This window comes from Collinsella aerofaciens, assembly GCF_040920445.1.
Classification (GTDB): domain Bacteria; phylum Actinomycetota; class Coriobacteriia; order Coriobacteriales; family Coriobacteriaceae; genus Collinsella; species Collinsella aerofaciens_BH.
In genome coordinates this window covers 1-23,602 of the sequence record NZ_JBCOTQ010000036.1, presented here as the reverse complement: position 1 = coordinate 23,602, position 23,602 = coordinate 1, and the positions used below count along the sequence as shown (strand labels likewise).

19 protein-coding genes are annotated in these 23,602 nt (G+C 56.3%); 6 read left to right on the top strand and 13 right to left on the bottom strand.

Annotated features, from left to right (window positions below; translation table 11 throughout):
• Positions 1-70: 70 nt before the first annotated feature.
• The 4 genes from AB5405_RS06765 to AB5405_RS06750 form a co-directional block, all read right to left on the bottom strand.
• On the bottom strand, positions 71-355 hold the full coding sequence (locus tag AB5405_RS06765; RefSeq protein WP_368137975.1) for a hypothetical protein: 285 nt from the start codon (positions 353-355) through the stop codon (positions 71-73).
• Positions 356-695: 340 nt separating this feature from the next.
• Positions 696-2,429, bottom strand: coding sequence for a GH25 family lysozyme (locus AB5405_RS06760; RefSeq protein ID WP_195234471.1), 1,734 nt, complete (start codon positions 2,427-2,429; stop codon positions 696-698).
• 265 nt (positions 2,430-2,694) lie between these two features.
• Positions 2,695-4,905, bottom strand: coding sequence for an N-acetylmuramoyl-L-alanine amidase family protein (locus AB5405_RS06755; RefSeq protein ID WP_082421895.1), 2,211 nt, complete (start codon positions 4,903-4,905; stop codon positions 2,695-2,697).
• 80 nt (positions 4,906-4,985) lie between these two features.
• Positions 4,986-6,206, bottom strand: a complete 1,221-nt coding sequence (locus AB5405_RS06750; RefSeq protein ID WP_368137974.1) for a hypothetical protein — start codon at positions 6,204-6,206, stop codon at positions 4,986-4,988.
• A 360-nt stretch (positions 6,207-6,566) separates the two neighbouring features.
• Here AB5405_RS06750 and AB5405_RS06745 point away from each other — a divergent pair, with 360 nt between their 5' ends.
• Together AB5405_RS06745 and AB5405_RS06740 are read left to right on the top strand one after the other, a co-directional pair.
• Positions 6,567-7,016 (top strand): DUF4869 domain-containing protein, encoded by a 450-nt coding sequence (locus AB5405_RS06745; protein ID WP_138112761.1) that lies wholly within the window; start codon positions 6,567-6,569, stop codon positions 7,014-7,016.
• Entirely contained in the window at positions 7,016-7,993 is a 978-nt protein-coding gene (locus AB5405_RS06740) for a translation initiation factor 2 (protein WP_195363299.1), read from the top strand. Before AB5405_RS06745 ends, AB5405_RS06740 begins: the two co-directional genes overlap by 1 nt.
• Here the strand turns inward: AB5405_RS06740 and AB5405_RS06735 are convergent.
• The 5 genes from AB5405_RS06735 to AB5405_RS06715 form a co-directional block, all read right to left on the bottom strand.
• Positions 7,990-10,476: a glycosyltransferase family 2 protein gene (locus AB5405_RS06735; RefSeq protein ID WP_368137973.1), complete on the bottom strand. Its 2,487-nt coding sequence runs from the start codon at positions 10,474-10,476 to the stop codon at positions 7,990-7,992. The genes AB5405_RS06740 and AB5405_RS06735 overlap by 4 nt on opposite strands.
• A complete protein-coding gene (locus tag AB5405_RS06730; RefSeq protein WP_368137972.1) occupies positions 10,477-11,544 on the bottom strand; it encodes a glycosyltransferase family 2 protein in 1,068 nt (355 codons plus the stop codon).
• 12 nt (positions 11,545-11,556) lie between these two features.
• Positions 11,557-12,675: a glycosyltransferase family 2 protein gene (locus AB5405_RS06725; protein ID WP_368137971.1), complete on the bottom strand. Its 1,119-nt coding sequence runs from the start codon at positions 12,673-12,675 to the stop codon at positions 11,557-11,559.
• A gap of 74 nt (positions 12,676-12,749) precedes the next feature.
• A complete protein-coding gene (locus AB5405_RS06720) occupies positions 12,750-13,790 on the bottom strand; it encodes a glycosyltransferase family 2 protein (RefSeq protein ID WP_368137970.1) in 1,041 nt (346 codons plus the stop codon).
• Positions 13,791-13,796: 6 nt separating this feature from the next.
• Positions 13,797-14,900, bottom strand: a complete 1,104-nt coding sequence (locus AB5405_RS06715; RefSeq protein ID WP_368137969.1) for a glycosyltransferase family 2 protein — start codon at positions 14,898-14,900, stop codon at positions 13,797-13,799.
• A 112-nt stretch (positions 14,901-15,012) separates the two neighbouring features.
• Here AB5405_RS06715 and AB5405_RS06710 point away from each other — a divergent pair, with 112 nt between their 5' ends.
• Together AB5405_RS06710 and AB5405_RS06705 are read left to right on the top strand one after the other, a co-directional pair.
• Complete coding sequence (locus AB5405_RS06710; RefSeq protein ID WP_368137968.1) at positions 15,013-16,143, top strand: acyltransferase family protein; 1,131 nt, start codon at positions 15,013-15,015, stop codon at positions 16,141-16,143.
• Positions 16,144-16,313: 170 nt separating this feature from the next.
• On the top strand, positions 16,314-17,333 hold the full coding sequence (locus AB5405_RS06705) for a glycosyltransferase (protein ID WP_368137967.1): 1,020 nt from the start codon (positions 16,314-16,316) through the stop codon (positions 17,331-17,333).
• Positions 17,334-17,353: 20 nt separating this feature from the next.
• On the opposite strand, the gene AB5405_RS06700 is transcribed toward AB5405_RS06705, so the two are convergent.
• The 4 genes from AB5405_RS06700 to AB5405_RS06685 all read right to left on the bottom strand — a co-directional run bounded on the left by AB5405_RS06700 (position 17,354) and on the right by AB5405_RS06685 (position 21,740).
• Positions 17,354-19,150: an AAA family ATPase gene (locus AB5405_RS06700; protein ID WP_368137966.1), complete on the bottom strand. Its 1,797-nt coding sequence runs from the start codon at positions 19,148-19,150 to the stop codon at positions 17,354-17,356.
• Between the two features lie 202 nt (positions 19,151-19,352).
• Positions 19,353-20,708 carry a VgrG-related protein gene (locus AB5405_RS06695; RefSeq protein ID WP_368137976.1) on the bottom strand — a complete coding sequence of 452 codons (1,356 nt, stop codon included), beginning with the start codon at positions 20,706-20,708 and terminating at the stop codon, positions 19,353-19,355.
• Entirely contained in the window at positions 20,612-21,169 is a 558-nt protein-coding gene (locus AB5405_RS06690; protein WP_368137965.1) for a hypothetical protein, read from the bottom strand. Before AB5405_RS06690 ends, AB5405_RS06695 begins: the two co-directional genes overlap by 97 nt.
• Positions 21,170-21,308: 139 nt before the next feature.
• Positions 21,309-21,740, bottom strand: a complete 432-nt coding sequence (locus AB5405_RS06685) for an RrF2 family transcriptional regulator (RefSeq protein ID WP_022094822.1) — start codon at positions 21,738-21,740, stop codon at positions 21,309-21,311.
• Between the two features lie 222 nt (positions 21,741-21,962).
• Between AB5405_RS06685 and sufC the strand changes: the two genes are divergently transcribed.
• Together sufC and sufB are read left to right on the top strand one after the other, a co-directional pair.
• Positions 21,963-22,763, top strand: coding sequence for a Fe-S cluster assembly ATPase SufC (gene sufC / locus AB5405_RS06680; protein WP_006235561.1), 801 nt, complete (start codon positions 21,963-21,965; stop codon positions 22,761-22,763).
• A 12-nt stretch (positions 22,764-22,775) separates the two neighbouring features.
• On the top strand, positions 22,776-23,602 hold an 827-nt coding region (gene sufB, locus AB5405_RS06675), incomplete at its 3' end, for a Fe-S cluster assembly protein SufB (protein WP_368137964.1).

Below are 23,602 nucleotides of genomic sequence, written 5' to 3'. Positions count from 1 at the left end.
CGGTGGCCATTATTCGGTGACCGGGATTGGTCAAAATCGTTTGACTATTAGCGGCTAAAATCGCCCGGCGCTAACACGTCGCCATGGCGTGCGTCGAGGGATCGAGCCAGTACCACGCACCGTTTAGGTTGAGCCAGCCGGAGGCCAGCGCGCCTGAGCCCGTCGCGTAGTACCAGGTCCCGCCGTCGAGCACCCATCCGGTCGCCATCGCGCCGGAGCCATTGAACCAGTATGCGGAGCCATTGCACTCATGGAGCCCGATGGCCATGGCGTGCGTCGAGGGATCGAGCCAGTACCAGGCCCCATTGGTATAGAGCCAGCCAGAATGCAACGAGACCGGATTGACTGAATCCACATAGAACCAGTTGCCGTCAAACGAATTCCAACCCAGATTCCATTTAACGGATTCTTGAGCAGGACCATCATCGATTGAATCGGAAGGAGAAAGAGTCGAGGGGACGGATTGCCTCTCAATATCAGTAGGGATAGAGGAGCTTATGGGTTCTGCGTTCGCGATATCAACCACACCGGGCCCAGCGAGCAGTAGGGTTGAAAGAATGATTAGGATTAATATTATTCGCTTTTTCCTTGCCATGTGCAGCCCCCAGTAGTAACCAATTTTTACATAAACATAGTCTACAAATGGATGGCTAAGAGCAATATGTAATTAGAAAAAAGCAATTAAAGAAGAGCTGCTAGCCAAGCCATACACCATTGCTAGCAAAAGAGTATTGCACCCCATCGATTTCTTGAACACCCGTAGTCATTGCGTGCGTCGTGGGGTCAAGCCAGTACCAGGCGCCGCCGACGTATGCCCAGCCGGAGGCCAGCACGCCTGATCCCGTCGCGTAGTACCAGGTGCCGCCGTCGAGGACCCAACCGGTCGCCATCGCGCCGGAGGCGTTGAACCAGTACGCGGAGCCGTTGCACTCGTGGAGCCCAGTGGCCATGGCGTGCGTCGAGGGATCGAGCCAGTACCACGCACCGTTTAGGTTGAGCCAGCCGGAGGCGAGGGCGCCGGAGCCAGTCGCGTAGTACCAGGTCCCGCCGTCGAGGACCCATCCGGTCGCCATTGCGCCGGAGCTGTTGAACCAGTATGCGGAACCGTTGCACGAATGGAGGCCCGTCGCCATGGCGCCGCCCGCGTCGGGGTCGAGCCAGTACCAGGAGCCGCCGGTGTAAAGCCAGCCGGTCGAGGCGATACCGTCAGCGAACCAGTACCAGGAGCCGTCGACGAGGCCCCAGCCGTTAAGAGGGCCGCAGCTGCCGAAGTAGCGGCGGACGCCCTGCGCATCAGTCTGGTAACCCGTCAGCATGGCCCCCGTCCGGGCGTCGAAGCAGTAGGGCACGCCGCCGACGGAAACGGGGCCGCGCGCCAGCGCGCCGGAGCCAGTCGCGTAGTACCAGGTGCCGCCGTCGAGGACCCATCCGGTCGCCATCGCGCCGGAGGCGTTGAACCAGTACATGGAGCCGTTGCACTCGTAGAGCCCGGTGGCCATTACACCGCCCGCGTCGGGGTCGAGCCAATACCAGGCTCCGCCCTGGCGCAACCATCCGGTATACGCTTTGCCGTCAGAGGTTGCGTAATACCAAGTGCCCTCTTTTAACTGCCAGTAATAAAGAGAGACATCAACATACGCGTAATTCATATCAACATTTCCGCTAATACCAGAAACTTTTCCGCGGCTTGTATACTGCCAAAAGCTGTAACTGGCGGTATAGTGACATTGGGAGTTGTATTGAGCAATCCAATGATCCCAAGAACCGCTCTTAAATACAGGGTCGGTCAATATATTGTTAAACCAATTTAGGTTTGCATAAATGCCTGGCTTATATCCAGCACTAGAAATCTTATTACAGAATGTCTGAGCTCTAGATGCAATTCCGGATTGACGACCATCTGCAATAATTGTCTTGTCCTCAAGATCGTAATACACCGGTAGCCTAGGATTGTGCCCCGATAGGCAGTCAATCACCATGGACGCCTCATCGGCTGCCTGTTGATTATCAAAAGCATATGAATAGACATAGACGCCGTAGGGAATTCCGAGTCGCTCGCACTCAGAAATATTTCGATTAAATTGATAGTCAACTCGACCGCCGAAAGACGGAGCGCCAAACCCAACGCGCAGAATAGCGAAATCGATGCCAGAAGCTTTAACTGCGTCCCAATCAATACGCCCTTGGTGCTCGCTGACGTCAATGCCCTGAGCTGTAACCCCATCGGGAAGAGCGTCCATAGACAATAAAGCTATTCCGTCTTCTTCGGAAGAAGCATCATCTGAAACTAATTGTCCACCCTCATAACGCCAAGAATTCTCAACCAGAGTCTGAGCAGCCTCTGCATCCGCAGGGCATACAAACATAGAAACGGGCGCAAAGAGCATCAGCACCAACAATGCCGAAAACAACTTAAGATGTTTGTTCATGTAAACCTCGTCATTCGCTCTTGATTGCGTCTAGCTTACAGCATAGCTATGAAAGATTCCCGAACATCTAACAGGACAAGATGCCATCTAGGACAATAAATAGTTGGGCGCAATGCTGCAAAGAAAAGAAGAACTTACCGGCAGGGTTGAACCCGCAGGCTCATTGCCCCCTCCTCTTGCCCCCAAGAATACCGACTTCAAATAAACTTTCAAACCAGATGTCAAAAAGGTAGGGGGCCCAGAGAGTCCCCTACAACTCGGAATTCTAACGAATCAGTATTACTTTCGATGGGCCCAAAGCGGTCAAACCGGAGATGCGATTTCCATAACCATCACTATGCCAGAACAAATTTTCGCTCGGCGAATTGCCCCAGAAAAAGCCAATGTGGCTATCGTCCGCATATGGGTTGTAAGGATTGAAGAACACAATGTCCCCCTTACGAGCCAAACCACTACGTAACAACTCATCAATAGAGTTGAAATAAGTCACGTTCGCACACGTATCGATAGCGTAGCCGTACCAACGATAAGCGTTTACGCAGCCGCCCCTTCCGGGACCTCCACTCCAAGGGGAATGGCTCTGCTCGGCGGCAATGGGAGCTAAATTCCCGCCCGCCTTCATATATGCATGCGATACAAATCCACCACAATTCATGCCCGTATAACCGTCCCAACGCGGATCACCCTTTGGGTACATGCACGTTTCCTGGCTGAGATGCGTGTCGTAGCGTGTTCCACGGTAATAGCCGTCGTTTTCGTGGCTCATAAGCCAATTGACCAAGCTGGACCTATTGACCCCCAAAACTGAACCAGACGTATTCAACCATGCACCACTTGCATTGAAGTAATAGTCAACGCCATCGATTTTCAGCCACCCGTTAGCAAACATGGCACCCGAAGGCTGGAGCCAGTACCACGTACCGCCGTCATTAAGCCATCCAGTTTTCATCTTGAATGTGGAAGGGTCCATCCAATACCACGCACCGTTGACATATTGCCAACCAGACTTAAGGACACCATTGGAAGATGCGTAGTACCAAGTATTGCCACTTTCGTCAGAAGCGTCTTTCGACATAATCCAACCAGACGCCACGTTAACGACACCATTCGCATCCGCATAGAAAACCGCATCTCCAATATGAATCACACCTGGCAATGAAGACGAGTCAGTACGATCAGCGACTACAGGAGATCCATCAGATGAAGTAGGCAACGGCTCGCTCAGTGCTCCAGACGAATTCGCCCATGCCATACCATCGTTCAAGTTGATCCAGCACGAAGATGCCATTGCACCGGAATCATAAGAAAAATAGCGCTTGCTTCCTACCGCAAATTCACCAGTACGCATTGCGCCGGATACATCATCAAGGTAATACCAGGCGCTTCCGGACTTTATCCATCGCCCTCGTTGAATAGCTCCGTTTGATGCGGCGTAATACCAAGTACCATCAGCAAGTGCCCAGCCTGTTGCCATGGCACCTGAGCTCGTAAGGAAATAGGTGGACGAGCCCACTTGCACAAAGCCCGTGAGCATAATATGGCTTCCTGGATCCAGGTAATACCAAGAATTCCCTAGAAGTAACCAACCTCCATGCAGTAAGCCGTTGGAGTCAGCGTAATACCAGTTGTTGTCAATAAGTGCCCACTGGGAGGATAGCATGGCCCCTGAACTGTTAAAGATATAAGAGGTGCCATTGCATTCATTCAGCCCGGTGGCCATAGAACCGTCTGCAGGATCAAGCCAGTACCAACGACCCCCATCCGAGAGCCAGCCCTTTACCAGAGCGCCAGAGCCGGAAAAATAATGCCAGACAGAAGCATCAAGATGCCATCCGATAAGCATTGCACCAGAAGAAGAGAATCCATACGTAGCTCCCCCAATCTGCAGCATCGCATCGTGGACCATCTTGCCCTCATCATCCAGCCAATACCAGTTGCTGCCGTCTGAAAGCCAGCCTTTTACCATGGCGCCAGAACCGGAGAAATAACGCCAAGCAGAAGTGGAGCCCGTAGAATCTAGGTACCAGCCGACACGCATTGCGCCCGAAGAGGAGAAGGCATACGTCGCACCCCCGACTTGAACCAACCCATCCTGAGCCATTCGACCTTCGTCGTCGAACCAGTACCAGCTACCGTCTATATGTCTCCAAGAAGAAACAGCGATTGTTCCGTCGGACAAGCCCCAACGCCAAAAACCAGCCCCTTCTTCGGGTGATATCCACCCCTGATGCCAAATAATTTGATTCGAAACCTCGGAAGGGGTCTCATTATCCACCTGAGAGTTCTGCTCGACAGCGAAGGTCGATTCGCGCTGAGCATCAACGCCTGACTCGACAGAAGCAATAGCAACGTTAGATGCGGGACCTTCGTCAGTGTTATTCGAATCAAGGGCGTATAACATCGAGGGCGAACCCAAAAGGAGCCCAAAAGAAATGAGGCCCGAAAAAGCCAGCACTCCGAATGACCATTTCTTCATAACAGCACGGTATCCAATCACGCAGCGGCCCCGTCGCTTCAGGGCAACGGGGCCTCAATCAAAACTAGCTCAGTAATGTGCTAGCCAATTTGCTGGCAGTTTTTGCACTCTCGTGAAGCGCCACGCCTCTGGGCCTCCTGAATAGAGATCTGCGAATAGCCCTTTGCGTCCTTACCAACGGTACGGCACTTATGCGTATGGTAAACATCGCTACCGTTCTTATACCAAACTAAACCGTAGCCCGGAATCCACTTGCCGTCCTCGCCGACATAGTAGGAGCCAACCCAGGCATTCGTAGCCATGGCACCGGAAGACTGGAGGTAGTAGTCGCCGACCCAGGCGTCGTGAGCCATAGCGCCGGAACCGCTAAAGTAGTACCAGGCGCCGCCGACCTGACGCCAGCCGGTGGCCATCGCGCCGGAATCGTCGAACCAGTACCAAACTCCACCAACGTTAGCCCAAGAGTTAGAGGCCATAGCGCCCGAACCTCCGAGCCAATACCACGTGCCGCCATTGCTGAGCCAGCCGGTTGCCATGGCGCCCGAACCGCTCGCATAGTACCAAGAGCCGCCTGCCAAGAACCAGCCAGTGGCCATTGCACCGGAGTCGCCGAACCAGTACCAGGAGCCGCCGAGGCTGCGCCAGCTGTTAGCGACCATGGCGCCCGAGCCGTCGAGGTAGAACCACGTACCGCCGATGTTGAGCCAGCCAGTGACCATCGCACCGGAGGCATTAGTGTAGTACCAGGTACCCGAATCGTTGATCCAGCCAGTCAGCATGACCCCAGATTCGTTGAAATAGTACCAAGCCCCGCCGAGATTATGCCAACCGGTCAGCAGTTCGCCACTGGAGGTCGCATAGAACCACTTTCCATAGATGGAGTCATAGAGCCAGCCGCTATGCTGCATGCGGCCATCGGCGTTGGCACCAGGGGTGTTCAGGAAGTAGTTCTTGCCGTCAATCTGAACTCGGCCGTATGCCATATCATGGCTTTCGGGGTAAAAGTAATACTTGTCCCCACCGATAGACTGCCAGCCCGACACCGCGATCCCGTCAGCGCCAAAATAGTACCAGACAGCTTCGTATTCGTTATGCCACTGGTTCGTGACCATGGCGCCAGTTTCGGGATCGAAATAGCGAAGGTTGCCGTCCTCGCACCGAACGAGTCCAGTCTTCGAACGACCGTCGGAACACCATTCCGTAATCGGTCCACCGTCTCCGCCACCGCCAGCAATATCAGCAAATGAGGGCACCGGGGCAACCGTCATGCAGGCAGCGGCAAATGCAACAACTCCCAGCACTGTTAGTCCGCGCCATCTTTCTCGAAGGTTTTTCATACGACATCCTTTCTCCGAGATTTAAGGCTCTCTTAAGTTATTTTTAAACTATCAATTCAGTATTTCAACGGGAAATCGATAAAAGGTGTCTTTGTGACTGCAATTTAAATATGAGTCGCCACACCTCAAACGTTACGCTAAATAGCTTCTAAGGCAAACTTAGCGCATGAACGAACTGATTAAACGAGTGAACTGATTAATAAAGCAACAGAATACAAACCTTGGTCATCAATCACATCTACCGCGGGCCGATAACGCCCGCCTCATGTGCTGCGATATAATCAATCTCACTAGATGCCAAATCAGCAAGCCGAAGGAGCTGACGTGCTAACAATTCACTATGGTGATATGGAAAACGTTATCTACAACACGTCCGTTTACTTCGATAACGTATATTCGCCCCAGTGGTTTCAAGACTCCTTTGCCCAAAGGGTCATAAAATCCATCGACAAAGGCACCGTGGTAGGCCCCAATGCAATCGATACCAAGATTCTAGGCATCATTCCTCCCGAGAAACTATCCAGCGGCACCAAAACGCTACTGCTTATGTACTTTATGCCGCAGAATATATATAACGCCTCAAATTGCGGTGATAATTGCGCCTACTGGATTCTGAGGATCGCCGCGCAAAAGGATCTAACAATCAATCTCTACCACATAATGGATTTTGGAAACGGCAAATTCACGGTAACCATTGCAAATACGGGCGATATAGTCCACACAATGTTTGACCTTGTCCCCATAGCTGGAAAATGCCTAAGGGAGAACTCCTGATGCGCGGATCATACAAGGTAATTATTCAAAATAACCGGGTTCAGTTTAAACTGACCATCAATAGAAATCTGACCATCATCCAAGGTAACAGTGCTACAGGCAAGACAACTCTGCTTGATATGGTGGCAGCTCACGAAGAGCTTGGGGCACAAAGCGGCGTAACAGTAAGTTGCAAAGTGCCCTGTAAAACAATATCTGGAAAATATTGGCGTAGAGATCTCCAAGAGATTTCCAGCAGTATTGTTTTTATTGATGAGGGCAATACTTTTGTTCGATCAAGAGAATTTGCCCATGAAGCAAAGCGTAGCTCAAACTACTACGTAATTGTCGCCAGAGAGTCACTGCGCCAACTGCCCTATAGCGTTGATGAAATCTACGGTCTTAAGAACACCAACCGAACCACAACGAAGTATCCCGTTTACTCTCGTGTCTACACCTCTACATATCGTATTTACGGTGATACTGATTTTAGAGGCGAGAGGCCCGAGCTTGTCATTGTCGAGGACACAAATTCGGGCTACGAATTCTTCAGCTTGCTATGCAAAAAGAGCAGCATTAAATGCATCAGCGCGGGAGGAAAATCAAATATTTGCAACTGCATTATGGACGCACCGGAAAACGACATCCTCGTGATTGCCGACGGCGCCGCCTTTGGACCAGAAATTGCGGAAGTAGCTGCTCTATTGCGCCGAAAGAACATCAAGCTATTCCTACCGGAATCGTTTGAATGGCTCGTGTTGAAGTCGGGATTATTCAACAGCAAACACATTAAGGACATGCTGCTTAACCCCGCTGAACATATCGAAAGCTCAAAGTTCTTTAGCTGGGAGAGGTTCTTTACTGCAGAACTCATCGAATGCTCACGAGACACACGTTTTCGATATGACAAGAGCTGCATGAACGAGGAGTACTTGAACCCCACCGCCCTTGCAGCTCTTGAGGATACTTTGCCGGAACTTGGCATTACTTCGCACTAAAACGAGAAGTACTCACTGTCGGAGGATAGGTTCGGTCCGAGCCACGGATCGCCATCGAGGAAGAACTCCGGCCAGCGCTGCATGAACAGTGCCTGCTCTCGCTTCCAGCGGCGCAGCTTTTCCTCGTTGGCCTCTTCCCTGCCGCGCGAGGTGAACTCGTAGTGGTACAGCTCGGCATAGGGCGTAAAGATGGTGCGGTAGCCCGCCTCCCGCACACGGAGGCAAAAGTCCGCGTCGTTAAAGCCGACGGCGAACTCCTCGTTGTAGCCTCCGACCTGCTCAAACACGTCGCGACGAACCATCTGGCAGGCGCCCGTTACGGCGCTAAAGTTGCCGGGACGTACAGCACGGGCAAGGTATCCCTCGCGCTTTGCCGAGAAGTCCTGGTTGGCATGGGCAAGTGCGCCGCGCACGCCAACCAAAATGCCGGCATGCTGCACCAGATGATCGGCAAAATAGAGTTTGGCGCCCACCACGCCCGCATCGGGACGCATCAGATAGCCCATCATCTCTTCAATAAAGCCGGGGCTTATGACCTCGGTATCGTTGTTCAACAGCAGCAGATAGTCGCCCTTGGCATGCTCAACGCCAAAGTTGATGATCTGGGAGTAATTGAACTCGCCCGGCCACCACTCAACGCGCGCCGTGCCCTTGCCACCAGATGCAGCCGCTATGCGCTCCAGAAGGGTTTCGTAATACGCAAACGTCTCCGGGGCTTCGCTGTTGTTCTCCACCAAGACGATCTCGTAATTGGCATACGTTGCCTTCTGAGCGATCGACATCACGCAGGCATCGAGCGTCTCGACGTGATCCTTGGTGGGAATCACAATGCTCACCAGCGGCGCAGGCTTTGGCAGCGCATAGCGCATACGGTAGACAAACGGCGTCTCGGTCTCCTCGACCGTTCCGCAAATGCCCAGCGCGTTAAAGTGGCGCTGCAGCGCAAGGCGCCCGGCTTCAATAGCATACGGCTTACTATCGGCAGAACCGTCGGCGGTCGATCCCGGATGAACGCGCCAGTGATACAGCACATGCGCAACGTGCTCAAAGCGCGCGCCGGCTACAAGGCAGCGAAGCGTCAAGTCGTAGTCCTGGGCGCCCGCAACGTCTTCTGGGGACAAACCAATGTGATCGATGAGCGCCTTCTCCACCATCAGGAAATGCGTCACGCAGTTATGGCTATAGAGCAAGTCGACGTTGAGTACGGTCTTAAAGACCGGCTGGCCCCACTCCCCCGTTTTCTGGAACATGTCCTCATCGCAGAACAGGACCTGGGGACGCTCGCCCTCGGCCGCCTTATTCAGTGCGGAAACATACTGGAATAACGCGTCCGGTTCCAGAATGTCGTCATGGTCCAAGAACGCGACGTAGTCGCCCATCGCTTGCTCAATACCTGCGTTGGTGTTGACCACAATGCCGCCGTTGCCGGGCAGCCCAATGCGACGAACGCGCTCGTCGTTGGCACTTGCCGCAAGATTGGCCACCGCATCCCATTCGGGCGAGGCGTCCATGAACAGCAATTCCCAGTTGTCATAGCTCTGGGCTATCACCGAGTCCAGCAGCTCGCGCAGGTAAACCCGATCAGTCTTGTAACACGGCACCACAATGCTCACGAGCGGCCTATAGGCAAAGGCCGCCGAAGCGACACGCTGGCACGCCAAATCGCCCGGCTTTGCGCGATGTTGCTCAAACCAACGTCGATAAGCTGCGTCATCAGCGCGTGCATCCTTCATGCGGTTCCAGCTGTCGTCGAGCATGCCGTTGTACAGGCGACCATCCATGGCGCAAAACCCGCTCTGGATCTGCTCTGTGGAATCGCTCACAATCGCGACAAAATCTCGTATATCTTGAGGCATCTCAACGCTCAGATACGTTTTATTGACACGGCATCCATTCTGCTGCGGCACATCGACCTGCGATTCAAACACATGCACGGTAGCATCGATGGCATTCATATGCGTATCGAAGATCTGAAGCTCAGGCGCGCACTGGGAGTCTCCCGCCCAGGTAACCTCATAGCGCCACACCGCGCCGGCGTCTGCCGGCAAATAGCGAATGGCATCGATCTCGTAGCGACCGCAGTGTTCACCACGCTGCGCATCGCGGATAAGTGCGCACAGCGCAGGCTTTGCTTTGTAGTTAATCTTGGATTCCAGCTTGGCCACGCGGCTATCGAGGCGAATGGAGCCCAACCTTTGGCCACCGGATGCAAAAACGACATTCATCGACGAGCCATCCAAAAACGGAAGCACCAAGACGGCGAGCTCGCGCTCGTAATCGGAAACGGAAGGGCAAAGCGCCAGCACGCGGCCGTGATCGACCGGGAGCACCAGCGACGGCACACAAGAGCCGCTCGTCGTCGCATGGGCAAACGCTTGAGAACCCTCCCGCTCAATAAGCGCGGCGACATCCTGACCGGCAAAACGAAGCAGCGCAAAAAGACGGCCCTGGCTGCGGCAAAGTGCCAAACGCTTGATACTCATCTACACTTCTCGCTTTCCCAGGGCGTTCGCTGCCATGCGTTTGCAGGCGCCCAAGCGCCCAAACCTCAAGACGTCGTAATCGAACATGAGCTTTTTGCACTCACGGGCATTGGGGGCCTTGCTGGTAAGCGCTGCACGCACCATAGCAGCAACAGAAGGAGCGCATTGTGCGAGCGCAGCATCGCTGCCCACGGCAGAACCGGAAAGGGCCGCGGCGACGGCAGCAAACACCTTGCCGCAGTCCGAGCCCAGCAACCTGAGCGCATCGTACAGCACCAGATCGCATAGGAAGTACGCCAGGTCATCGGCATGCTGAGCATCGAGACCGTCGCGCTGCCAGTCAGCCAGCACCGCGGAGTAAATCTTCACGTGCTCCAGCAGGCGCGTCTCGTCGTCATAGCGCATGGTGTCCATGAGCGAGCCCTTGCGCGCCACGCGGTAGTCATACAGCTTGTTCGAGATAAGCGCGGTCTTGTGCGAACGACCGTACACGGCAAAATCGAAGACCTGGTCCTCGCCATACTTAACGGTTTCGTCGAACACGATCCCGTTGCCCAGCAAAAACTCACGCTTGCAGGCGGTGCGCCATGCAAACGGGCGAGATGCTTCCTTAAACAGTAGGTCGGAGCTATAGCCTTCAAACGACACATCGCGCGGGCTCAGCACATAGTTAAGCCACGGATACCCCGCCTCGAGCGGATACGGATTCGCGCCAAAGGTCAAAACGTCGCAGTCCTCGCGCTCAAAGGCATCGACGATCACGCGGCATGCATCGGGCGTAAATCGGTCGTCGGAATCCAAAAACGCAACGATAGGCGCCGTGGACGCGGCGATGCCTGCATTACGCGCACTCGACAGGCCGCCGTTCTCTTTATCGACCAGCGTAAAGCGCGCGTCCTTTTCGCAATAGGCAGCCGCAATATCGCGCGAGCCGTCCGGCGAGCCATCGTTGACCAGCACGCCTTCCCAATCGGGCATGTCCTGCGCAAGCAGGGAGTCCAGGCACCAGGCCAGGCACTCCTCCACTTTATAGATGGGAACGACAACGGAAATCTTGGGGGTAGCCATAGTCACTCGCTCCTACTGTGCGGCCGGAACGTCATCGGGGTGCGGGTTGTCGCCGTAGGTGCGCTGATACGTCAGCACACGCCAGACCAGCGGCAGGCCGCCAATCTTAAAGTAATGCTTAAACGTATTGAGCTTGCCCGGCTTCTTAAAGTCAAAGCGCGAATCGATATAGGCGCGGGGCGACTTGACCATCAGGCGCAAGTCGGTCTCGCCACGCGGATCAAACAGCGACAGATCAAAGCGACCGGCATCCCAGTCGGCCTTGAGCTCGGACGAGGCTTTCTTCCAAAACTGCTCGCGCAGTTCATCGACCAGGCGCTCATCATTCCAACGGTACGTATCGACCTTCATGCGCATTAAAATACCCTGAAGCTGAGCCTTGAGCTCGGGGCGTTCATCCAAAAAGCGCTGCATCTCGGCGTATTCGTCGCACACGCAAAATACCTTGTTGGGCGAATTAACGGAGCTCTTCTCGTTGTCTTGGCGATAGCACAAAATGGGGTCCGCGATAAACGCAGCACGCTCGGCGCATGCCCAGACCTTAAAGTTAAAACCCGCATCCTGATACGAAGCACCCGGCGTGGGAAGGAAGCGAATCTGATTGTCGTTGAGGAACGCGCGCCGATAGATAGCCGACCAAATGGAAGGTTTGCGGTAGAAGATGCCCGGGCGATCGACGGGGCGATACGCGGCGCCCGTCATATGCTCGTCGATAATCCCAAACAGCTCACGTCGCTCGCTGGGCGTGGACCAATACAGATAAAAGTCGCCCTTTACCGCATCGGCATGCTCAGCATCGGCCTTGGCGACCAGCTTTTGAAGCGAATCCTCAAACATAAAGTCGTCGGACTCAAGGATGCCCACGTACTCACCGCGCGCCATCTCCAGGCCACGGTTCATCGAGTCGCCGTAGCCGCTGTTGGCCTTGTCGATCATCTTCACACGGGGGTCGTGCTCCATGTACTCGCGGATGATATCCGGCGAGCTATCGGTAGAACCGTCGTTGATGCAGATGATCTCGATGTCCTTGAGCGTCTGAGTCACGGCAGAATCGAGGCACTCGCGCAGATAGCGCTCGACATTGCAAATGGGAACAAGCAGCGAAACTTTAGGGGTATCAGAGTTCTGCAAGAGAACCTCCTGTTGAATAGCGTGTAACAGGGTTATTTTAGCAGCCGAGTTGCGGCGGGCGGCAGCGCTTAGAATTAGATAAAGCGCTCCAGGCAGGCTTTGAGACCGCGAGTCGAAAGATAGAACAGCGTGGCGTCTGCCATCGAAACGCCCGAGGTCGCCGCAACGAGCTTCTGGGCAACACGGCGAACGGCGCCCTTAGCAGGCATATCCGCCCACTCCGTTCCCAAAAACGTCGTAAGGTCCATGTTGACGCGAGCCGCCACGCGATGGAAGTCATCGGCATCCAAGCGCGCCAGGTCGAACACAGTTAGGTCTAAAAACCAAGTGATCAGCTCGCCGGGGCACAGGTCCAAAAGACCGTAGACCGCCCAGTCCTCCAAGACCTCCTCGAGCATCCTCATATGGGCATCGAGCTTTTTGGCGCGAGCCTCGGCACTGTTGAACTCGTGCGTCGCCGATTCGCTCTCCATCACGTAGTGGTAGAACTTGTCCGGCATGACGACGGTCTTACGGGCAAGCGCATAAGCCGCAAATTGGAAGACGACGTCCTCGCCCAAAGCCAAACCGGGGGCGAAGCGAATGCCTTCGCGATTGAGCAGCTCGCGCGAAAAAGCCGCACGGCAGGCATAGGGCTGCGCATTCGAATGGAACAGCAGTTGGGGATCACGGGCGCCGAAGGTACCGGCTTTGAGGCTCATGAGTTGCTGGACGCGTTTGGGGGCAGCATCGGCAGGTTCACAGACGCCGCCAAAAACGGCGGCCTCGGCATCCGCAGACTCCATGGCATGCAACACGCGCTCGACCGTCTGGGCATCGATGTAATCGTCGGCGTCCACAAAAAAGACGGTCTCGCCCTCGGCGGCATCGATGCCGGCGTTTCGAGCGCACGAGACACCCTCGTTTTTCTGGTCAATCACCAGCACACGTCCGTCGGTCTGTGCCATTTGATGCAAGACGCTCAGGGAATCATCAGTCGATCCGTCATTGACACAAACGACCTGAATCGAGCGCTCGGACTGTGCCAACAGCGAGTCGAGGCATCGCTGAATCGAGCGTGCCGAGTTGTATACGGGAACGACGATGGTCGCTTTGGGGGTCGAAGCCTCTCCCATGTCGACCTACCCCCTCAGCGATTCGATGAGGAAGGCGGCGACCACGCCTGGGCCTCCAACCGAGGCGTAGTATTTGGCGCGTCCCAGGGCGCCGTCCGTCGCAAAGTGCGGGTGCTCGTCCACCCAAGCTTCAGGGTCTTTGAGGATCGCAGCAAGATTCGCGCGCTTCCACGGCTTAAGGTCGTCCAGCGAAAAGTCTCCTGCGTCCAAGGAGGCCTGGAACTCCTTGGTCATCTGGACCAGGAACTCTTTATAGAACTTAGGCGCCAGGCGCACGTAGTTCCACATGTACGAATCGTACTTAATAAGTTGATTGAACTTGAGCATGCGCGCGACGTCATCACTTGCGTGATTGCGAGCGTAATCCTCTCGGATCCAGCGCTCGATCTCGGCATATTCGGCATTGACGCAAAAGACCTTGGCCGAAGAATTGACCGAGGAGTTCTCGTTGTCCTGGCGATACGAAAGTACGGCATCGTGCAGGTAAACGGCCTTGTCGGCACACGCGATAACCTTAAAGGCGAATGACGTGTCCTGAAAGGATGCCCCTGGAGTCGGCAAGAACTTGATGCCGTTGCGCTCAAGAAAATCGCGACGGTACACGGCCGACCAAATCGACGGCTTTTGCTTAAAGAACTGCGTCGTGTCGCTCGGGTGCACCGGTTTGCCGCAGTCCTTGGGCTTAAACATCTCGTGCAGCGAGCGGCGCTCCTCGGGCTTGGACCAGTAGAAGTCAAAGTTCGCCTTCGCAAAGTCGGCATTGCAGCCCTCGGCCGCCGACACAAGCTTCTCCAGCGCGTCGGGCGCCATAAAGTCATCGGACTCCAAGATACCCACGTACTCGCCGCGTGCCATCTCCAGGCCGCGGTTCATCGAGTCGCCGTAGCCGCTGTTGGCCTTGTCGATCATCTTGACGCGCCCATCGCGCTCCATATACTCGCGGATAATCGCCGGCGAGTTATCGGTCGACCCGTCGTTAATGCAGATGATCTCAATATCCTTGAGCGTCTGCGCCAGGGCGGAATCAAGACACTCGCGCAGGTAGCGCTGAACATTGTAAATGGGAATAAGCAGCGACAGAACAGGGCTGCCAGAGGCGTTAGTAGACAAATGTGCTCCTTAGGAAATACCTGTCGTTTCATGGTATCAAAGGGCCAGCGCGCCAGCGGGCGTTTATATAATCTATGGAGCCCGCAGAGGCAAACCGATACGAAAGGACGTCATGCAGCCCAAAGCCGCACGCAACATACCCACCGAAGCGCTGCGTTTGGTCGCGGTCGCCGGCATCGCGGTGTTCCACACCTTTCAGTGGACCTTCCAAGCCGTCTGCGTCGGCGCCGTGGAATATGCCCCACTTGCGATGTTCCCCTATTCCGGCGTACTCGGTTTTATTAACTTGCTTGGCTGCTGGGCCAACGAGGTCTTCTTTATGATCTCGGGCTATTTTCTCATCGCTTCGGCCGCGCGTGCTTGGGACGGTGGAGCAACGTGGAAGTCGCAAATGCAACGGACGGCGCAGCGCCTTGGCAAGGTCATTATGCCCACTGCGTTTTATTGCCTCGTGGCGCTCGCGTGGTCCACGGTCGTCTCACCCATTCCCGATGTTACCCTCAATACGCACTATTGGTACACGCTTGGGCTTGAGTTTATCTGGGTCTATGCCGCCACAGTTTTCATGGCGCCATGGTTTGGACTGGCCAAGAGCCGACTCTCCCAGAAAACCTGCACGACGACGGTCATCGCCGTTGGAATCCTCGTATTCGTTGTTAACGGGTATTTGGCCGCCATGAGTGCGACAAGCGCCGGCGAGTTTTCTTGGCTCCAGAAGCTCATGAGCGCTACCACGTACGTAGTCGCGTTTTTGATCGGCGGGCTGCTCCGCGACGTTACCGATGTCATGGATTCGGACAGAGCGGGCACCTTGGGCATGCGCTCGCTCATAACGGTTTTGGTGCTCACCATCATCCTGGAAGGAGCACTCTCCTTCACCGGCAACCTCACGGCGATGGCAACCCTCTCCTACAAATCGACCTCGCTGATTTCGTTTGCCCTCGCTGCCGCCTCCTTGCTCTTTGCGGCAACCCGACGCAGCGCCTCAGGCAATCCGCGGACTGCAGGTACCATCGTCACCTTATCGACCGCCACGCTCGGTTTCTATGTGATCCAGTCGCTCACCAGTGGCTTGTGGCGTCCCGTCTTCAATACGTTGCTCGCAAACATACTGGTCAGCCAAAACAGCCCGGCAGCTATATGCATCGTCACGGGTACCGTCATTAGCATCGTCTTTGCTCTGGCACTTCTCGTCATCGATGCAGCCAGAAGTCTTATCGAACGCAAGCTCAAGCGGCAATAGACACGCTGCCGCCAGACGCTAAAGCCGCTACAGCCGTGGCAGGTTCCTGCGTTTTATTCAAAGCTTGCCGCCAAGGTGCGCCGAGCCTTTACAATAGGACAGTCCAAAGGACGTATTCGATAGCTTCCGCGCTGCACTCGCCCGCCGCGCGTGAAAGGATATATTGCCCCATGCCTTCAACCCTTCCCGCTCCCATCGATAAGCTCGCCATCGTCGTCGTTACGTACAAACGCCAGGAACTCCTGGCCAACTTGTTCGACTCCATGACCGAGCTCACGGCAACGCCCTGGCGCATCGTGATTGTCGATAACGAGAATTCGCGCGAGACCGAGACCATGTGCACCGCATTCAACGAGCGCCTGGCCAACCTGTGGGGCATCGACACCGAGCAGCCCGACGCGCAGGGCAGCACCGACCGTGTCATCTACGCCCCGCAGCTCGAAAACGGCGGCGGTGCGGGCGGCTTCTCCGCCGGCACTAAATGCGCCTACGACCTGGGCGCCCAGTGGTTCTGGGTGATGGACGACGACGTGCTCGTCATCCCCGAAGGCATCGAGCGTCTTGCCAAGTGGACCGACCGCTATGATGTCATCCAGGGTTCGCGCCTGGACTTTGACGGCGGCGCCTTCTTTTGGCAATACCAACTCATCCTTTCGCTCGGCATTCCCAACCCAGTCGCCAAGTGGGACTTGGGTCCAGAGGGTTATCGCGCCATGAACCAGCTGTGCTTTGAGGGCGGCATGTTCTCGCGCCGCGTGGTCGACAAGATCGGCCTGCCCGATGCGCGATTCTTCATCTACGGCGACGATGCCTGCTATGGCTACGTGGCCAGCCAGCACTTCCCCGCCGCCGTTGTTGCCGACGTGGTGCTCAAGCGCGCCCGCGCCGTCTCTAACTGGGACATCGCCGGCAAACGCCAGCTCAACTCCACGAGCGACACCAACCGCTACTACATCATGCGCAACCGCGGTTATCTGGCACGCTATATGCAGATCTACGGCGACTACCACCCTGTGCTGTTCCGTCTGGGCAATGCCGCGACCTTCTGCAAGGAATTCATTCGCCTGGCTGCGGTCGATAAGTGCTTTAAGACCGGCATTCCGGCGCTGCGCCGCGGCATGAAGGACGCCCGCAAGATCATCAAGGATCCCAACTGGAAGCCCATGCCGCCCATGAAGGACGCGGAGTAGTAAAGGGCTTTCGTCATCCCCTATAACCGCTGGCACACCACGGACACACGCTGCCCGTCAAAGCCAAAGCCCCAGCGCATGCGTCCAATGGCGGGGCGTGGCACACGGATTTCGTCGATGCCGTCGCGCTCTATGTCGAGCAGCGCCTGCACGGCCAGCAATTCCAGGCCCAGCGCATCCACACCGGGGTCATACATCATGTTGATCGTTATCAGCGGACGTTCATCGAGCATACCGATCGTATCGGCTATGTCGAACACGGCGCCCGTGGGAAAAACCTGGATGTCCCAGCGATCCGCGCCACACTTTCGCCTCGAGGCAGGATTGGCATAGCCCGGCAAGCCAAAGCAGAGCCCCTGCAAGAGCAGATGATATGGCAGCGGCGTATCTGGGTCGGTCTCGCCGATTCCCGCATCTCCCAAGATGCGGCTTAGCGCCCGCCTCACGGTATCCTCGTTCCCATGGCACAGCCCGTCGCGAAACACATCGACGTCTCGAATGTCTTCTGCAGCGCACTCAAACCACTCAATAATCACTAGACGCAAGGCCTGGCGAAGCTCGTTATTGGGCAATCGCAAAGCACGGAGGCGATCGCCATGCTCTGGCTCCTCAGTCATATCCGTCGTGAGAAAACCGGACAGATACAGCGCTGTCCACATGCCATCGTCAGGCGAGACATCTGGCTCTGCAGTGCCCAAACAAAGCGGGACCTCAGCGCACCCATGGGCCTCGAGCAAATCAAACAAGACCGAAAGGCGGTCGAGATTCCACCCGGCAACTACCCTACTCAGGCAATCGGCATATCCATACAGATCGGCACGCACAGGCGCCGTGCAGCCTCGGCCCAGAAAACCGATCACACGCTCTGAACTCGAGCAATAGGCCCTACCAAACCGATATCCCTCGAGCCATTCACGCGCATCATCCAGGTATTCCTCGCGTCCAGCATGATTCAAAAGAGCCTCGACCTCGGCATCCGAAAAGCCGAACCAACGGTCACACCAGGTCGAAAGCGGCGTCGTCAGACAATACGAGCAGCCATGCAAAGAAAGCGCCGCTTCAGCAGGGCCGGGACACTTCCCCATCAGGCACGCAAAGCGTAGCGAACGACCCGCGGCAGCAATGGCGTCAAACAGCACACGGTCAAGTAGTTCTGCCGGATCGGCGTCGGAAGCGTCCCTCGCGCTCGCATGGCGAGACCACGCCGCATCGTACCCATCAACGAGCAATACAACCTGGTCATCGCAGGCAATCTCCAGCAGCTCTATAAGCACACCGAGCACCGAGTCAATCTCGTCCGCGCTCGCCACGCCACGCGCGACACGTTCGATGTGACGCACCTTATCTCGAGCTAAATCCGGAGCCTCCAAGAGCGCCAACAAGCGAGCGCACTCGCCCGAAAGGGCATCGCGCACGACGCCGGCAACAGCGAGGCCACGCCTCGCAGCGCCAGAAAAGTCCAGCGATATCACCGGATAGCAAGCATACTCATCCCGATAGCGCCCGCCGTTCGCATCCCAAATCTGAGCATCGGCAAACAAACGCTGACCAGAGCGACCGACCGCTGGACGCTCCAGAAAAGCCCTGAGCATCGACAAGTTCATGCTCTTGCCAAAACCCTCGGGTCGACAGCACACCACAACGGACGCGTCGCAGTCCAACACATCGGCAATAAACATGGTCTTGTCAACCAGCATGCAGCAACCAAGGGCCTCCGCATAGTCGTGCATGACAATGGGCAAAACCGCATCGTCGGCACAGCCGATCAAGCGCACGCCAAAGCCAGCAGCACAATCAACATTTGCCTGTTCAGACACCAAAACGTCCCCCCTAAATCGCTGCACGATGCCAATTGTAATGACCGCCTCGCGCGTACCGACGACGCCGCGCGAACATATCGGGCAACGGTAGCAACAAGAGGTGTGAGGGGGCATAACTAATCGTTGCACAACAAAACGGGGCCCGATGCATTCGCACCGGACCCCGTCCCAACTCTTTAGTTATCTAGCAACCAAGAGGCTACTCCTCCGAGCCGTCCTCCCCAGAAGCTTTCTTCTGCTGATCGAGCTTATGCTTACCACTCACGATGGACGTAGCGCCCAGCGTGGCCAAGCTCGCGCTGGCAAGGCTCGCCATAACGATAAGGTCGCCCGTCTTGGGCATGTTACCGCCAGATGACTTGGTCGTTGTAGTCGTCGTGGTTGTAGTGGTCACCGTCTTGGAGTCATTTTGCTCTTGGTTCTGGTTGTCGGTGTTGCCCTTGCCGCCGTCCTCGCCCTGCTGCTTTCCGTCCTCGGTCTTGCCCTTGTTCTCGTCCTTATCCTCAGATTCAGACTTCTTACCCTCGTCCTTCTTCTGAGCGGACTTGTCGTCCTTCTCCCCAGAGCTAGAACCCTTATCGGATTCGGTCTTCTCGGAAGCCTTGTCCTTGGAGTCGCCCTTTGCGGCCTCGGTCTTTTCCGTGAAAACCTGATCAGAGTTGCCCTTGTTCTGGGCCGAGCCGTTATTGACGCCAGCCATCAGCGAAGAGCCCAGCGTAGAACCAAGCTGCACGGAGAAAGAAGGCTTCTTGTCCGGCGAAGCAACGGGAGCGTCCGGCGCCTTATTCGAGTCGTCCTTGGAAGCATCGGAATCAGGGGTTGCGCCAGAGCCGGAGCCGTTGTTAGAGCCGGTGCCAATGGACGAATCACTCGAGCCGGTAGATGAGTTAGAGTTGTCAGCGTCGGTCGAACCAGAAACGTCGCTGTCCGTATTGCCAACAGAGCTTGAAGGCGAACCGCCCACAGCAGAGCCGTTCAAATCGGAGCCGTTCGAGGTAGAGCCGTCGTTGGTAGTGCCGCCAGCAGAGCCATTACCGTCAGCATCGGTCGAGGGCGCATCCATCCTGTCATCGTTGACATCGTCACTCGAGTCGCCATTCGAATCAGGTGTCGGCGAGGGCGCCGGTGTGGGCTCGGGCTGCACGGGCGTCGCAGCGGCAGCCTCATCCTCGGCGATAAAAACCAAGCAGTCCTTCAGCTCATTTTTATAACGATTCTTCCAGCCCTCATGATACTGGGGCTGACTCGAAAACTTAGTGGCGACATTGTTGACCACGCTATTGGAGAGCGCCGTCACAAACTCGCGGTCGGACATATCGTTGGAAAGATTCGCCCAGCGGAAAAAGTCCCTGCAGCCACCGGTGCCGCACATGTTGGTGATGCTCCACACCATGCCCTTGACGCAATCGGCGCGGCCCGAAATATCAATGCCCAGGCCGCTCTTGAGCCACGCCTCGGTCACCGCATAGTACGAGTTGTACGCATAGGCATCTTGAAGTGCTGAGAACTCAACAGGATCGGTGTTGTACGCACCTTGGAAGGCATCCTGCGCGATATGGCCCAGCTCGGTAAATTGGCCGTTCTCGTACATGGCATTGCTCGCGTTGGAAATCTCGCTGCCGCATCAATCGCATCCTTGAGCATGCTGTATTTTTCGGGGTTGTAGTTGTAGGCCTGCTTCATAAACGGAATGAGCGACCAACGGCGGTCGAACTGGTAATAGCCCAGCGCGTTATAACCGTCGCCATACGAAAAGCCCTGGTTGTAGTTGCCATGGCTCTCGTACTTGGTAAAGTACTTCATCTCGGGAGTCACGTTTACAAACGAAACGCCCTGGACCGACCTCAGCACGCCCGAGAAGGACTGCTGGGTGTAGAGGCCTTTGTCGATATCGGTGGCATCCGAGGCAACGCCCGGCGTGGGTTCCTCGGCAGCGGCGGGCGCGGGCGCGGTAACGGCGCTAAACGAAAGCGCCAGCGTCAGGCCCGCGACAATAGCAGAATGCTTGGGCTGCATAAGATCCTCCCTGCATTGGTGTAGTTAAAGTGCAGTTTGCAAAGATAAAACTAAGTATTGCAGCTCGCCCGTTGTTGCACAACAACCCCTCGGTAAACGGCAACAACCCTCCGCGAAATCTTAAGGAATTGCGCTCAACCTACAGCTTAATGTCAAAGTTGATTTCGGGGACGGCGGCCAAGTCAGCCAGCGTTACACCGTCGACATAGTTCTCGATGACCTCGTCCAGACCACGCCAGAACTTGACGGTGGAACACAGGTCACTGCGGGCGCAGCTGTTGTCGATGCCATCGCACGCCACTGGAGCCGTGCTGCCCTCGACGGCGCGCAGGATGTCGCCGGCACGCACCTCGGCTGGATCCTTGGCCATCATGTAGCCGCCGCCCTTGCCGCGTACGCTCTTAAGCAGGCCCGCCTTCATGAGCGGACGAACCAGCTGCTCCAAATACTTTTGTGAAATATGCTCGCGGTCAGCGACCTCGCGAAGGGCAATCTTGCCCTCGGCGTCACCAAGCGCTGCGATATAGATCATCAGACGGAGGGCATAGCGGCCCTTAGAAGAAATGAGCATACCTACCCTCTCATCGTAGCCGAGACAAAATACCAGGCTTGTTTGTCCCAAATCTTATGCACGCGGGGCAAACAAGCCTGATTATTATGTCCCACATCTAAAAAGTCGAGTGGATTAGTCGGGTTTTCCCTTGACTAACGCCGAACCCATAGTAACTTTATTCCGAGAAGATTCCTAGGGTTTAGTACACCTATGAGTACACCATATACAGAGAGGGACAGCATGAGCGCAAATCCGCTGCTTTCCATCGAAGGTCTGACCGCCTCCGTGGACGAGAAGACCATCCTCCACAACGTCAACCTCAACGTCGCCGCCGGCGAGACCCACGTGCTGATGGGACCCAACGGCGCCGGCAAGTCCACCCTCGGCCACCTGGTCATGGGTGACCCCGTCTACACGGTCAACGACGGCCGCATCGTCTTTGACGGCCAGGACATCACCGAGCTCACCACCGACAAGCGCTCGCGCGCCGGCCTGTTCCTGAGCTTCCAGGCCCCGGTCGAGATTCCGGGCGTGCCGCTGTCGAGCTTTTTGCGCGCCAGCATCGCCGGCCGCCCCGGCCTGGAGATGAAGGGCAAGGAGTTCCGCCGCCGCGTGAAGGAGCTCGCGGCCGAGCTCAACATGGATACCGCCTACCTCAACCGCGAGCTGGGCGTGGGCTTCTCGGGCGGCGAGAAGAAGAAGGTCGAGATGCTCCAGCTTCTGCTGCTGCAGCCCAAGCTCGCCATCCTGGACGAAACCGACTCCGGCCTGGACGTCGATGCCCTGTCCACCGTCAGCCACGGCATGGACGCCTACCGCAAGAGCTGCGACGGCTCCATGCTTATCATCACGCACAACACGCGCATCCTGGAGCACCTGGATGTCGACCGCGTCCACGTTATGGTCAAGGGCCACATCGTACGCGAGGACGACGCCTCGCTCATTCCCTGGATCGACAAGAACGGTTTTGAGACCTTCGAGCGCGAGGCCGCCGAGCAGCGCGCCCAGGCCGAAGCCGCCGCTGCCGAGCAGCAGGCGTAAAGGGGCGACGCAATGACCAAGAACCGCACCGAGGTCGCGGACATCGACCGCAGCCTCTACGACTTCACCTATGGCGAGGAGGGATTCGAGCGCCTCGACGCCGGCATCACGCCCGACATCGTGCGCGAGATCAGCGCCAAGAAGGACGAGCCGCAGTGGATGCTCGACCTGCGCCTCAAGTCCCTCGAGATTTTCAACCGCTTCCCGGATCCGACGTGGGGCCCCTCCATCGAGGGCTTGGACATGGACAACATCGTCACCTACGTCAAGCCCAACACCGACCAAAAACACGACTGGGAGTCGGTGCCCGACGACATCAAGAACACCTTTGAGCGCCTGGGCATCCCCGAGGCCGAGCGCAGCTACCTGGCAGGCGTCGGCGCGCAGTACGACTCCGAGCTGGTCTACCACAACATGCAGGACACCGCGTCCAAGATGGGCATCGTCTACTCCGGCATCGAGGAGGCCCTGCACGACCCGCAGTGGGAACCGCTCATCCACGAGAAGTTTATGACGCTCATCCCGCCCACCGACCACAAGTTTGCGGCCCTGCACGGCGCCGTATGGTCGGGCGGCTCGTTTGTCTACGTGCCCAAGGGCACCAAGCTCGACTTCCCGCTGCAGAGCTACTTCCGTCTTAACGCCAAGGGCGCCGGCCAGTTTGAGCACACGCTCATCATCGTCGAGGACGACGCCGACCTGCACTTTATCGAGGGTTGCTCCGCGCCCAAGTACAACGTAGCCAACCTCCACGCCGGCGCCGTCGAGCTCTTTGTGGGCAAACGCGCACACCTGCGCTACTCGACCATCGAGAACTGGTCCAAGAACATGTACAACCT

Bases quoted from the DNA above. Each gene is read 5' to 3' on its own strand.
- AB5405_RS06760 (WP_195234471.1), bottom strand. From the start codon at position 2,429: ATGAACAAACATCTTAAGTTGTTTTCGGCATTGTTGGTGCTGATGCTC.
- AB5405_RS06755 (WP_082421895.1), bottom strand. From the start codon at position 4,905: ATGAAGAAATGGTCATTCGGAGTGCTGGCTTTTTCGGGCCTCATTTCT.
- AB5405_RS06740 (WP_195363299.1), top strand. From the start codon at position 7,016: ATGCGCGGATCATACAAGGTAATTATTCAAAATAACCGGGTTCAGTTT.
- AB5405_RS06735 (WP_368137973.1), bottom strand. From the start codon at position 10,476: ATGAGTATCAAGCGTTTGGCACTTTGCCGCAGCCAGGGCCGTCTTTTT.
- AB5405_RS06730 (WP_368137972.1), bottom strand. From the start codon at position 11,544: ATGGCTACCCCCAAGATTTCCGTTGTCGTTCCCATCTATAAAGTGGAG.
- AB5405_RS06720 (WP_368137970.1), bottom strand. From the start codon at position 13,790: ATGGGAGAGGCTTCGACCCCCAAAGCGACCATCGTCGTTCCCGTATAC.
- AB5405_RS06710 (WP_368137968.1), top strand. From the start codon at position 15,013: ATGCAGCCCAAAGCCGCACGCAACATACCCACCGAAGCGCTGCGTTTG.
- AB5405_RS06705 (WP_368137967.1), top strand. From the start codon at position 16,314: ATGCCTTCAACCCTTCCCGCTCCCATCGATAAGCTCGCCATCGTCGTC.
- AB5405_RS06690 (WP_368137965.1), bottom strand. From the start codon at position 21,169: ATGCAGCCCAAGCATTCTGCTATTGTCGCGGGCCTGACGCTGGCGCTT.
- AB5405_RS06685 (WP_022094822.1), bottom strand. From the start codon at position 21,740: ATGCTCATTTCTTCTAAGGGCCGCTATGCCCTCCGTCTGATGATCTAT.
- sufC (WP_006235561.1), top strand. From the start codon at position 21,963: ATGAGCGCAAATCCGCTGCTTTCCATCGAAGGTCTGACCGCCTCCGTG.